Below are 12,345 nucleotides of genomic sequence, written 5' to 3'. Positions count from 1 at the left end.
CGCCCCTAAGATGGACCACAGAAAACACGGAAGGACACAGAAGGGGCTCCGCGTGGTCCGCTGCCTTCCGTGTTTTCTGTGTTTTCCGTGGTTTGAATCAAAACGGCGCTTGCGCGCCAACGAAGCTGAGAGGCTCGCGCCACCTTCTCCCGCAAGGGGAGAAGGTCTGAGGATGTGCTCGCTGTAGAGTGGCTTAGCCCTTCCGCTTGCGCCCGCTCGCCGCCTCGGCCGCCAGTTCGCGCAGGGCGGCGTTGGCGATGGTGAGCTTGGCGAAGGTCCAGGCCGCGCCGCCGGCCTCGATCTCCTGGACCGTGCGGCTGGCCGTGCTGGCGAGATCGCGGCGCAGCGCGGCCCAGGCGCGGACCGCGTCGCGGGCCGAGGCCTTGTCGTCGCCGGCCTGGGCGCCGCCCGTGAAGGCCATGATCGCGCGGGTGAGCTGGGCCTGCTCGCTCAGCAGGTCCTCGATCAGGCGGCGCAGCGCGGTGCGCTCGAAGATGTCGCCGGCCCGGAACGCGCCGGCCGCCGCCCGCACGCGGTCGAAGGCGAAGACCTCGTCCACCGCGTAGTAGAGCCGCGCCACGTTGGCGATCGGCCAGCTCGACGCCTCGGCCAGGTCCACGAGGTCGGCGGCGTTGGTAAGCGGGCCGAGGACCGCGGCGGCCATCGCCTGGTCGGCCGGGGCGCCCGCCTCGACGAGCTGGCGCTTGCGGGCCATGACGCCGTCATGCTCGGCGGGCGAGAGGATCTCGGGCATCAGGCCATGCAGGCTCTTGAAGCCCGGGGCGTAGCGGGCGACGAGCTCGGCGACGCCCAGGTCCTCGCGGCCGGCCCGCCGGGCCAGCCAGAAGGTGGCCCCGCGCAGCGCCGCGGTCAGGCGGCGGTAGAGCGCCATCTGCCCGGCCGACGGGACCTTCAGGTCCAGCGCCTCGACGTCCGCCCACAGCGCCTCGAAGCCGAGCGCCTGCTTGGCCGCCGCGTAGGCCGCGGTGAACGCCGTCACGTCCACGCCCGCCGACGTCATGATCCGCGACGGGAACGACGGCCCGCAGCGGTCGACCACGTCGTTGGCGATGACGGTCGCGATGATGTCGGGCCGCAGGCGGTGGTGCAGGATCGCGTCCCTGTACTTGCGCAGCAGCTTCGGGAAGTAGTCGATCAGGAGCTGCTCGAAGACCGGGTCGTCGGTGGCGTCGCCGGCGACCATCTCGCGCTTCAGCTCCAGCTTGCCGTAGGCCAGCAGCACGGCCAGCTCGGGCCGCGTGAGCCCCTTGCCGGCCTTCCTGCGCTCGGAGATCGCCAGCGCGTCGGGCAGCCCCTCGACCGCGCGGTCCAGGCGGCCCGCCTGCTCCAGGTCGCTCATGAACCGCGCGTGCGGCTCCAGCTCGCCGACGGTGTCCATCTCCAGCAGCGAGAGCGCCAGCGTCTGGTCGTAGTTGTGGACCAGCACGTGGGTCGCCACGTCGTCCGTCATCCTGGGCAGCAGCGCGTTGCGGGCCTTGCGGGTGAGCTTGCCCTGGCGTTCGAGGATGCCGGTGGCGATCTTGATGTTCACCTCGTGGTCCGAGCTGTCGACGCCCGCGGAGTTGTCGATGGCGTCGGTGTCGATCCGCCCCCCCGCCTCGGCGAACTCGATGCGGCCCGCCTGGGTGAAGCCCAGGTTCGCGCCCTCGCCCACGACCTTCACGCGCAGGTCGGCGCCGTTGACGCGCACGGCGTCGTTGGCCTTGTCGCCGACCTCGGCGTTGGATTCGCCCTTGGCCTTCACGTAGGTCCCGATGCCGCCCAGGTAGAGCAGCTCGGCCGGGGCCTTGAGGATCAGGTTGATCACCTCGCCGGGCGAGAGCGCCTCGGCGGTCGTGCCGAGCATCGCGCGGACCTCCGGCGACAGCGGGACCGACTTCAGCGACCGCGAGAAGACCCCGCCGCCCTTGCTGATCCTCTTCCGGTCGTAGTCCTGCCAGGACGAGCGCGGCAGGGCGAACATCCGCTCGCGCTCGGCGTAGCTCCTGGCCGGGTCGGGATCGGGGTCGAGGAAGATGTCGCGGTGGTCGAAGGCCGCCTGCAGCCGGATCTGCGTCGAGAGCAGCATCCCGTTGCCGAACACGTCGCCCGACATGTCGCCGCAGCCGACCACGGTGAAGGGCTCGGACTGGATGTCCTTGCCCATCTCGCGGAAGTGGCGCTTCACCGCCTCCCAGGCGCCGCGGGCGGTGATGCCCATCACCTTGTGGTCGTAGCCGACCGAGCCGCCGCTCGCGAAGGCGTCGCCCAGCCAGAAGCCGTAGTCCTCGGCCACCTCGTTGGCGATGTCGGAGAAGGTGGCCGTGCCCTTGTCGGCGGCCACGACGAGGTAGGGATCGTCGCCGTCGTGGACCACCACGCCCGGCGGATGGACCACCCTGCCCCTGGCGTCGAGGTTGTCGGTGAGGTCGAGCAGGCCCGAGAGGAACGTCGTGTAGGCCGCGACGGCCTCGGCGCGGACGGCGTCGGGCGGGCCTTTCGGGAGCTGCTTGGGATAGAAGCCGCCCTTCGAGCCCACGGGCACGATCACCGCGTTCTTCACCTGCTGGGCCTTCACGAGGCCGAGCACCTCGGTGCGGAAGTCGTCGCGCCGGTCGGACCAGCGCAGGCCGCCGCGGGCGACGGGGCCGAAGCGGCAGTGGACGCCCTCGACCTGGACCGAGGAGACGAAGATCTCGCGGTAGGGCTTGGGCGCCGGCAGGTCGGCCAGGGCGCCGGAGGCGACCTTGAAGGAGATGTACGGCTTCACCGAGCCATCTCCGGCCTGCTGGTAGAAGTTGGTGCGCTGGATCGCGCCGACCAGCAGCGCCAGGCGGCGGAGCACGCGGTCGTCGTCCAGGCTGTCGACGAGCTGCAGCGCCTCGACGATCTCGTCCATCACCGCGCCGGCCTGGTCCTTGCGGGCCTCGACGTCGGCGGCGATGGCGGGGTCGAACTTGATGCGCCAGAGGTCGAGGATCAGGCGCGCCACGCCCGGATGGTTGGAGAGCGCCTGCTCCTGCACGCGCTGCGACGGGTCGAGCCCCGACTGCTGGCGATAGCGGGCCAGGGCGCGGACCAGGGCGGCGTCGCGCCACGGGATCGACAGCTCCATGACGAGGCGGTTGAAGCCGTCGTTCTCGGCCTTGCCGGTCCAGACGGCGACGACCGCGTCCTCGAAGGCGTCCTTGATCTCGGAGAAGATCAGGTTGGCGCCGCGCGGGTCCTCGATCTCGAAGTCGTGGACCCAGACGGCGTCCTGGCCCCCATTGGGGGTATCGCTCGGCGTGATCGCGAAGCCGGCCTCGGCCAGCGCCTTCAGGCCCATGTTCTCCAGGATCGGCAGCACGTCGGCGAGCGCGGCCGGGATGATCCGGCGGTAGAGCTTGAAGCGGAAGTGCAGCGGGCCGTCGCCGGCGGCGCGGTAGGCGCGCACGGCGATCGCCTGGCCGGGGGCCATCCCGTCGATGACCGCCACGTCCTCCAGCGCCTCGGCCGCGTCGAAGCGGTCGCGGTAGCCGGCGGGGAAGGCGGTGCGGTAGCGCGCCATCCGGCCCGCGGCGTCCTGGGGATCGGCGCCGTCGGCGCGGATCGCGGCGTCGAAGCGGTCTTCCCAGGTGCGGGCGGCTTCGGTGATCGCGACTTCCAGCGCGCGCAGGTCGGGCTCGCGATGCTGGCCCGGCGTGAAGCCGATGATGAAGTGGACCCGCGCCAGGGGGCTGTCGTTGAAGCTCGGGTAGTAGGCCGACAGGCGCCCGCCGTAGGCCTCGGTCAGGAGGTCGCCCGCCTTCCTGCGCAGGTCGGAGTCGTAGCGGTCGCGCGGCACGAACAGCAGGACCGAGGCGAAGCGGTCGAACGGGTCGCGCCGCTCGAACAGCCGCACGCGCGGCCGGTCGGCCAGGTGCAGGATGCCCTGCGCCATCGCCAGCAGCTCGTTCTCGCCGATCTGGAAGAGCTCGTCGCGCGGGTGGTTCTCGACGATGTTGCGCAGGCGCTTCTCGTTGTAGCTGCCGGGCGCGGCGCCGGCGCGCTTCAGTACGCGGGCGACCTTCTCGCGGATCAGCGGCACGGCGGTGGCCGGCTGGTCGTAGGCCTCGGCGGTGAACAGGCCCACGAACCGCACCTCGCCCGAGGGCCGGCCGTCGTCGCCGTACCGCTTGATGCCGACGTAGTCCATGTAGCCGCGGCGGTGGACGCGGCTGCGCACGTTCGACTTGGCGATGGTCAGCGCCGGGTCGCGGACGATGCGGTCCTTCATCGCCGCCATCAGCACCGCGGGCTCGCTGGCGCGGCGCAGGACGGTGCGCCCGGGATCGCGCAGCACGCCCAGGCCGTCCTTCGGCTGGTACATCGGCTCCTCGGCCGCGTACTCGCCGTCCTTCAGCTTCGGGTACTCGTAGCTGCGGGCGCCCAGGAAGACGAAGTGCTGCTCGTGCAGCCAGTTCAGGAAGTCGATCTCCTCGGGGCGGGCCTTTCCGGAGGCCTGCAGTTCGGCGGTCGTCCGGGCGATCAGCGCCAGCATGGCCGGGAAGTCCTCCACCGCGGCGCGGACGTCGGCGAGCGTGGCCTTGACGCCGTCCAGCAGGGCCTTCTCGCGGGCCTTGCCGACGTCTTCGATCATCACCTGGATCATCGACTCGCGCCGCGCGGTCCCGGTGTCGCCGCGGAGGCCGGCGCGGTCGCGCCGGATCTCGACGATCGGGTGGACCATGGCGCGGACCGACAGGCCCTGGTCGGCGATCTCGCCCATGACGCTGTCGACCAGGAACGGCGCGTCGTCCTGCACGATGTCGAGGCGGTCGAAGCTCGCGCCCACCGCGTCGGTCACGCGCAGTTGCGGGCCGCGCCCCCGGCGGCTTTCGCCGTAGCGCCAGAGGTCGGCCAGGTTCCTCGCGAGGTCGGCGGTGGAGAGTTCGGGGGTCTCGTCGGCGTGGGCGTCCTCGGCCGCCTGGGCCACGAACGACTTCACGGCCTTGGAGGCGTCGCCCTTCAGCTCGGCGCCGAGGGCCTTGGCGAGGGCGGATGCGGTGCGCGGAGCGCGGCTCATGCGGCGCCTCCTTCCAGTTGGAGAACGCCTGATGCGAGGCCCCGAGATGCGAGGCCCCGAGACGCGAGAACGCCGCCGGAGGAGAGAATCCGGCGGCGTGTGGCTCCGCCGTGGGGGGCCGGCAGAGCTCCGCTTGCTCGCTGCGTCCGCGGGGTTGGGGAACGGACGCACCTGCTGGAGGAATGTGTCGTCCAGCCAACATCAGGTAGGGAGAGCGAGGTCACGTTTTAAGTCCCGGGGGCGTCTTTTTTGGGTTGGGCCTTCGAACGGCGCCGCGCCGCCGGCTTGACGGGTCCGGCGTCGGGCGTGTCGTGGGGCTGACCCTTGCGCAGTTCGCCCGGCTCGCCGTCGGCCGAGAGCAGCACGGCGATCCAGCGGGCGCCGCGGAACTGCATCAGGACGACCATCATCACGGTGGTCAGCGGCGTCGACAGGAACGCGCCCGGCAGGCCCCAGACGACGCTCCAGAAGGCCAGCGCCATCAGCAGCACGATGGGGTCCATGTTGAGGCTCCGCCCCTGCATGCGCGGCTGGATCACGTTGCCCACGAACATGCCGATGGCCTGCAGGACCACGAAGAGCACGATCGCCTGCCAGAGGGTGTCGAACTGCACCAGGGCGAAGACGGGCGGCAGGACCACCGCGATGATCCCGCCCACGACGGGGATGTACGAGGCGATGAAGATCAGGATCGACCAGAAGAGCGCATTGTCGAGGCCGACCGAGACCATGGCGATCCAGGACGCGACGGCGATCATCAGGCCCGTCACCGTCTGCACCCAGAGGTACTGTTCGACGCCGTTGCGGATGCGCATGAAGGCGGCGACCGCCTCCTGCCGCTGCTCGCGGTTCTCGAACAGGCTGACGGCCTTGCGCTCCCAGCCGCGGCGGCTGGCGAGGATGAAGCCCAGGTAGACCAGCACGAAGGCGGCGGTGGAGACGAAGCTCTGCAGGCCGCGCGCCACCTGGCCCAGGTGGCTGGCCGGATCGGCGCGCTGGATCAACTGGGTGATGGTGGGCGGCACGTCCATGCCGACCATGCCGGCGACGCGCGCGATCAGGCCGTTGAGCTTCGGCGCGTAGCCGACCAACTGGCCCGCGAACGAGGCCGCGTTGTCGGCGATGAAGAAGGCCGCGCCGCCGAAGATCACGATCGAGAGCGCGATGGCCAGCGGCGTGGCGACGCGACCCGAGACGCCCGGCATCCGGTTCTGCAGGACGCGGGCGAACCCGTCGATCATCAGCGCCAGGAAGATGGCCAGCGCCAGCGGCGTCAGGATGTCGGAGAGCAGGTAGAGCACGAGGCCCCCGGCGATCGTCGCCAGGATGACCAGGGCGTTTCGCGCGACGGGGTCTGCGACGGCGGAGGCCAGGGGTCTTGGGGCGGGCATGCGCGCTTTCGGCAAGGCTCGGAGCGACTTTCGGCGCGAAGGACCTTCGCCGTCAAATCGGGTGTGCTCTACCCCTCTTCGCGACGCAAGGGGAGGCGTCTTGCCTCGCCGCAGGCGCTTTTCGGCACGGTTCGTTGCGAATTCCCGGCGAACGGGTCGCGAAGCCGCATTGCATGAACGGCGAAAACGCGGAAGGACACGAAAAGGCCGTGGAAGCCGGGCCGGGTCGGGTCTTTGGTGCTTCTCTTGGCTATGGCGGTTCTGCGGGGGTCTTGGAAATGAGCGACGGCGTCCTGATCGGGTTCTCGGGCCAGCCCGAACAGTTGCTGCTGAGCCGGGCGAACCGGCACGGGCTGGTGGCCGGCGCGACGGGGACCGGCAAGACCGTGACCTTGCAGATCCTGGCGCAGGGCCTGTCCGACGCCGGCGTGCCGGTCTTCGCCGCCGACGTGAAGGGCGACCTCTGCGGCGTGGGCGCGCCCGGGACGCCGAACGAGAAGATGCTGGCGCGGGCCCAGAGCATGGGCCTGACGCTCGACCCCCGCGCGGCGCCGGTCGTCTTCTGGGACCTGTTCGGCCAGGCGGGCCACCCGGTCCGCGCGACGGTGTCCGAGATGGGGCCGCTGCTGATCTCGCGGATGCTGGAGCTGAACGACGTGCAGGAAGGCGTCCTGATGGTCGTCTTCCGGGCCGCCGACGAGGCGGGGCTGGCGCTGCTGGACCTGAAGGACCTGCAGGCGATGCTGACCCACGCCTCCGAGAACGCGAAAGAGCTCAGCGCGAAGTACGGCAACATCTCGCCCGCCACGATCGCCACGATCCAGCGCAACCTGCTCAGCCTGGAGACGCAGGGCGGGACGAACCTCTTCGGCGAGCCGGCGCTGCAGCTTTCGGACCTGATGCGGACCGACGGTTCGGGCCGCGGCTACATCAACATCCTGGCGGCCGACAAGCTGATCTCGACGCCCCGGCTCTACGCCACCTTCCTGCTCTGGCTGCTGTCGGAGCTGTTCGAGGAGCTGCCCGAGGTGGGCGACCCGGAGAAGCCGAAGCTCGCTTTCTTCTTCGACGAGGCGCACCTCCTCTTCCGTGACGCGCCGAAGCCGCTGCTGGAGAAGGTGGAGCAGGTGGTGCGCCTGATCCGCTCGAAGGGCGTCGGCATCTACTTCGTCACCCAGAACCCGGCCGACATCCCCGAGACCGTGCTGGGCCAGCTCGGCAACCGGGTGCAGCATGCCCTGCGCGCCTATACGCCGGCCGAGCAGAAGGGGCTGCGCGCCGCCGCCCAGAGCTTCCGGCCCAACCCCGCCTTCGACACCGCCGAGACGATCCAGGCGCTGGGCGTGGGCGAGGCGCTGGTCTCGGTGCTGGACGAGAAGGGCGTGCCGACGGTGGTGCAGAAGACCCTGGTCCGGCCGCCGGTCTCGCGCCTGGGGCCGCTGACGCCCGCCGAGCGCACGGCGCTGATCGGCCAAAGCCCGGTGCGCGGCCTCTACGACCAGGTGCTGGACCGCGAGAGCGCCTACGAGATCCTGCAGCAGAAGCGGGCCGAGCCGGAGGCCGCGCCACCGGCGCGCCAGAGCAGCGAGGCGGCCGCGGCCCCGCGGCCCCGCGCGTCGAACCGCCAGGGCATGGGCGAGGCCTTCGCCAAGTCGATGCTGCGCACCCTCGGCAGCCAGCTCAGCCGGGAACTGATCCGGGGCGTCCTGGGCGGGCTCGCCGCCTCCAGCCGGCCCACGCGGCGGCGCTAGCGGCCACTTTTTGCGATTGACTCGCAACTAGCTCGCGCGCGGTCCTGTTGCGAACCATTCGCAACAGTGGAGGCGGTGATGTCGGCGCAGGGCGTGGCGAGGGTGGAGCGCGAGCCGCAGGCGTGCGAGACGCGGCTGTTCCCGGCGGAGCGGCTGCTGTTCTACGCGCTCAAGGCCTGGTCGGCGGCGCGGCTGATGGGCGAGCGCCCGCACGGCCACGTCGGAGAGGTGCTGGCCGCCAAGGCCTCGCCCCGGGCGTCCAGCCTGTTCCTGGCCTGGATCCAGGCGGTGGAGGCGGCGAGCGCGCGCCCCCTGCGCCTCACCTGCAGCCACTGCGGCGGCATGTCGACCGACGCCCAGCGGCTGATCGTGGCCTGCGGCCTGTCCCTCGTCGACCGGCCGCTCGCCGAGGCGCTGCTGGAGCCGATCGTGCGCGAGCCGGGCATGGTCATCATGCTGAGCCGCCAGCTCAACAACGCGCTCTCCGCCGCCGGCTGGTCCCTGCCCGCCCGCGGCCTCGAACCCGACGCGCACACGACGCTGCATTAGCGCCTCCCCATGCGTGTCATCCCGGTTTCGCCGGAGGCGAAGACCGGGACCCAACCCGCCGGTGCTCTGAGGTGGCGCCCTGGCCTCGACAGTCGGGGCCGGCCCCCGACCATCGACGCACCGGACGGTTAGGTCCCGGTCTTTGGCTTCGCCAAAACCGGGATGACACGCGGAGGTTGGTTACCGCGGCGCCATGCGGATGGCGCCGTCGAGGCGGACGTCCTCGCCGTTGAAGTAGCCGTTGGTGATCATCTCCAGCGCCAGCGAGGCGTAGTCCTCGGCGGCGCCCAGGCGCTTCGGGAACGGCACGGAGGCGGCCAGCGCCTCCTTCACCTGCGGCGGGGCCGCGTTCATCAGCGGGGTGTTGAAGATGCCCGGCAGGATGGTGTTCACGCGGATGCCGTCGCCGGCCAGGTCGCGGGCGATGGGCAGCGTCATGCCGACCACGCCGCCCTTCGACGCCGAATAGGCCGCCTGGCCCATCTGGCCGTCCTCGGCCGCCACCGAGGCGGTGTTGACGATGGCGCCGCGCTCGCCGTCGACCGGCTCCAGGTCCAGCATGCCCTTCGCCGACTTGGCGATGCAGCGGAACGTGCCGACGAGGTTGATCTGGATGATCCAGTTGAAGGCGTCGAGCGGGAAGTGCTTGGTCTCGCCGGTCTGCTTGTCGCGGCTGGCGGTCTTGATGGCGTTGCCGGTGCCGGCGCAGTTCACCAGGATCCGCTCCTGGCCGTGGGCCGCGCGCGCCTTGGCGAAGGCCGCGTCGACCTCTTCCTCGGAGGTGACGTTGCACTTGCAGAAGACGCCGCCGATGTCCGCCGCGACCGCCTCGCCCTTCTGCTCGTTCATGTCGAAGATCGCGACCTTCACGCCCTTGGCGGCCAGGCGGCGGGCCGTCGCCTCGCCGAGGCCCGACGCGCCGCCCGTGATCACCGCCGCGACGGATGAATTGAGTTCCATGGAACGCCCGCTCCCATATGATGGCGTGAGTAAAACCGGCGAACCCTTACCTCCATGAGCGGCGGCAAAAAAGTCTCACCCGACGTCACCTTCGAGGCGGCCTCCTTCGACGCCAAGGGGGTCATCGCCAAGGACCACGCCCTGGTCCCCTCGGTGATGAAGCTGAACGAACGGCGGGTCGACCGCGGCTTCTGGCCGAAGATCGCCCGGGTGGCGGCGCGCATCCCCTTCGCCAAGGACGCGCTCAGTGTCTGGTACTGCGCCCGGGACGACGACACCCCGATCGCGGCCAAGGGCATGATGCTGGCGGCGCTCGCCTACTTCGTGCTGCCGGTGGATGCGATCCCGGACTTCATCGCCGGCCTCGGCTACACCGACGACGCGGCGGTGTTCGCCGCCCTGATGGCCGTCGTCGGCCGCAACCTGAAGCCCAGGCACAAGGACGCCGCGCAGCGCGACATCGCCCGGCTGCGGGGCGGGTAGCGACACCCCCGATCGGGGGAGGGCGCCGTCCGCGCGCCGCCGCATGGTCCGCGACCGGTCGCGTGGGCCGGGTGTCGCGGGGGGTATCTTCATGTTTCATAAGCTGTTCTGGGCGGCTGCGCTGTCGGCCGCCGCGCTGGGCGCCCAGGCGCAGGCCGCCACCGTCGTGTTCTCGGACGACTTCGACGCCGGCGTGGGGCCGGAGTGGGTGTTCACCACGAACTACGGCGGAACGGCCGGCATCGACGCCGGCGGCATCCTCGGCCCCTACATCAACGCCCCGCCCGGCGGCGGCGACCTGACGGCGCGGGCGACGCGCACGCTGACCCTGCTGGCCGGCGACTACACGCTCGACCTCGACGCCTGGGCTCTGGTCTGCCAGGGCTGCACGATCAGCTACGATGTGCTGTTCGACGGCGTGTCGCTCACGCGCACCGCGGGTACGAACACCTTCCAGAGCCGCAGCTTCGACCTGGGCGCGCTGAGCGCGGGAACCCACACGATCACGCTGGGCATGCACACCACCAACGCCTCGAGCGGCCACTTCCTGGCGAAGTTCGACAACGTGGTGCTGACCGGCGACAACCTGGTGGCCGGCGTGCCGGAGCCCGCCACCTGGGGCCTGATGATCCTGGGCTTCGCGGGCGCCGGCGCGGCGCTCCGCCGCCGCCGGGCGGCGCTGGCCTAGCGCTCGCCCTCGATTGCGGATGAGATAAAGCAACCTGGATTCAAGACTATAGATCGTCATCCCGGCCGCAGCGCAGCGGAGAGCCGAATACGACCCTCCGGCCGGGATGACGGGATGTTTTGGGCCAAATCTACTGCTTCCCCTCCCCCTTGCGGGCAGGGCGATCGCATATGGCTTGTGGGCGGCTCGTCCGCCCGATTCATGAACCGCAGAGATCGCAGAGATACGCAGAGAGGGTCGCAGATCCCCCGGAATCCTCTGCGTATCTCTGCGATCTCTGCGGTTCGACTGACGGCCTTTCGGCCGCCCGCATCCATATGCGATTTCCCTGGCCAGCCGCAGTCCCTGACAGCCTCTAACGCTCGCCCTCGGGCTCGGCGCTCAGCTTGGCCGAGCGTGCGAGCTGCTGTTCGCGCAGCGTGATGAACAGGGTGGCGGCCACGACGATGGCGGCGCCGGCGATGGTCCAGGCGCCGGGGACCTCGTGGAAGATGAAGAAGCCGATCGAGGCGGTGAACACGAGCCGGGTATAGTCGATGGGCGCCATGGCGGCGGCTTCGCCCAGTTGCATGCCCTTGATGTAGCAGGCCTGGTTGACGGTCGCGATGACCCCCATGGCGCAGAGCAGGGCGAGGTCCGGCGGCGCGGGCCACTTCCACGCGATGATCCCGCCGGGGATCGACAGCAGGAAGCCCAGCGCCGCCGACCAGCAGAGGATCACGGTCGGGGTGTGGTCGCGGGTCAGCACCTTCATGCCGGTCACCGTGAAGGCGAACAGGAACGACGAGGCGAGCATCGCCAGCGCGGGCAGCCCCACGGCGAACTGGCCCCCGGCGCCCGGCCGCACCATGATGAGGACGCCGGCGAACCCGACGAGCGCGGCGGCGATCCGCAGCGGCCCCACCTCTTCCTTGACGACGAACGCCGCGAGCGGGACCAGCCAGAGCGTGCGGGTGAACGACAGCGCGTTGGCGTCGGCCAGCGGCATCGACTGGAAGGCGTAGAACGACAGGATCAGGCCCACCGTCCCCGCCAGCGAGCGGAAGATCATGATCCCGGGCCGCCGTGTGGCGAACGCCGCGCCTCGGTGGCGCAGGATGAAGGGGAGCAGGATGACGAGGCCCGCGGCCTGCCGGTAGAAGGTCTGCAGCGGCGCCGAGTAGTCGTCGCCCAGGAACTTCACCAGCGTGGTCATCACCGAGAAGGTGACGGCCGAGGCCAGCATCCAGAGCGCGCCCTGCAGGTTCGAGCTCCGCCTTGCTTCGCCCCCGCCCCCGCCCACGCCCGCGCCGCCTCCCGGATTGCCCGCGTTCAGTAGAGGCGGCGGTCGCGGCGCACAACCTCAGGAGGGGTGGGCGATCGCATATGGCTTGTGGGCGGCTTGTCCGCCCGATTCTTGAACCGCGGAGATCGCAGAGAAGCTCTCCCACGATTGTCATCCCGGTTTCGCCGCAGGCGAAGACCGGGACCCAACCG

The 12,345-nt window shown here is 70.6% G+C and carries 8 protein-coding genes; 4 read left to right on the top strand and 4 right to left on the bottom strand.

The genetic code is table 11. From position 1 onward, the window contains the following. Positions 1–193: 193 nt before the first annotated feature. Together KF737_RS21990 and KF737_RS21985 are read right to left on the bottom strand one after the other, a co-directional pair. A complete protein-coding gene (locus KF737_RS21990; protein ID WP_296460568.1) occupies positions 194–5,047 on the bottom strand; it encodes an NAD-glutamate dehydrogenase in 4,854 nt (1,617 codons plus the stop codon). Positions 5,048–5,274: 227 nt separating this feature from the next. Beyond that, the gene (locus KF737_RS21985) at positions 5,275–6,438 is read right to left on the bottom strand and encodes an AI-2E family transporter (protein ID WP_296460564.1); all 1,164 of its coding nucleotides are present in this window, start codon (positions 6,436–6,438) and stop codon (positions 5,275–5,277) included. 278 nt (positions 6,439–6,716) lie between these two features. On the opposite strand from KF737_RS21985, the gene KF737_RS21980 reads away from it, so the two are divergent. Then, positions 6,717–8,189 carry a helicase HerA-like C-terminal domain-containing protein gene (locus KF737_RS21980; protein WP_296460561.1) on the top strand — a complete coding sequence of 491 codons (1,473 nt, stop codon included), beginning with the start codon at positions 6,717–6,719 and terminating at the stop codon, positions 8,187–8,189. Between the two features lie 78 nt (positions 8,190–8,267). After that, positions 8,268–8,738, top strand: coding sequence for a hypothetical protein (locus KF737_RS21975; protein ID WP_296460556.1), 471 nt, complete (start codon positions 8,268–8,270; stop codon positions 8,736–8,738). Between the two features lie 180 nt (positions 8,739–8,918). On the opposite strand, the gene KF737_RS21970 is transcribed toward KF737_RS21975, so the two are convergent. Continuing rightward, a complete protein-coding gene (locus tag KF737_RS21970) occupies positions 8,919–9,698 on the bottom strand; it encodes an SDR family NAD(P)-dependent oxidoreductase (RefSeq protein WP_296460553.1) in 780 nt (259 codons plus the stop codon). 54 nt (positions 9,699–9,752) lie between these two features. Here KF737_RS21970 and KF737_RS21965 point away from each other — a divergent pair, with 54 nt between their 5' ends. Then, positions 9,753–10,181, top strand: a complete 429-nt coding sequence (locus KF737_RS21965; RefSeq protein ID WP_296460550.1) for a YkvA family protein — start codon at positions 9,753–9,755, stop codon at positions 10,179–10,181. A 91-nt stretch (positions 10,182–10,272) separates the two neighbouring features. Continuing rightward, a complete protein-coding gene (locus tag KF737_RS21960) occupies positions 10,273–10,869 on the top strand; it encodes a PEPxxWA-CTERM sorting domain-containing protein (protein ID WP_296460545.1) in 597 nt (198 codons plus the stop codon). A gap of 355 nt (positions 10,870–11,224) precedes the next feature. Here KF737_RS21960 and KF737_RS21955 read toward each other — a convergent pair whose 3' ends face one another. Beyond that, positions 11,225–12,151 carry a DMT family transporter gene (locus KF737_RS21955; protein ID WP_367273257.1) on the bottom strand — a complete coding sequence of 309 codons (927 nt, stop codon included), beginning with the start codon at positions 12,149–12,151 and terminating at the stop codon, positions 11,225–11,227. Positions 12,152–12,345 lie beyond the last annotated feature (194 nt).

It is taken from the genome of Phenylobacterium sp., assembly GCF_019636135.1.
GTDB lineage: Bacteria > Pseudomonadota > Alphaproteobacteria > Caulobacterales > Caulobacteraceae > Phenylobacterium.
The sequence above is the reverse complement of the archived record's forward strand: the minus strand, read 5'-3'. Positions and strand labels throughout refer to the sequence as shown.

What these genes read in the sequence shown, in the direction of transcription:
- KF737_RS21990 (WP_296460568.1), bottom strand. Translation starts at nt 5,047, where the DNA reads ATGAGCCGCGCTCCGCGCACCGCATCCGCCCTCGCCAAGGCCCTCGGC.
- KF737_RS21985 (WP_296460564.1), bottom strand. Translation starts at nt 6,438, where the DNA reads ATGCCCGCCCCAAGACCCCTGGCCTCCGCCGTCGCAGACCCCGTCGCG.
- KF737_RS21980 (WP_296460561.1), top strand. Translation starts at nt 6,717, where the DNA reads ATGAGCGACGGCGTCCTGATCGGGTTCTCGGGCCAGCCCGAACAGTTG.
- KF737_RS21975 (WP_296460556.1), top strand. Translation starts at nt 8,268, where the DNA reads ATGTCGGCGCAGGGCGTGGCGAGGGTGGAGCGCGAGCCGCAGGCGTGC.
- KF737_RS21970 (WP_296460553.1), bottom strand. Translation starts at nt 9,698, where the DNA reads ATGGAACTCAATTCATCCGTCGCGGCGGTGATCACGGGCGGCGCGTCG.
- KF737_RS21965 (WP_296460550.1), top strand. Translation starts at nt 9,753, where the DNA reads ATGAGCGGCGGCAAAAAAGTCTCACCCGACGTCACCTTCGAGGCGGCC.
- KF737_RS21960 (WP_296460545.1), top strand. Translation starts at nt 10,273, where the DNA reads ATGTTTCATAAGCTGTTCTGGGCGGCTGCGCTGTCGGCCGCCGCGCTG.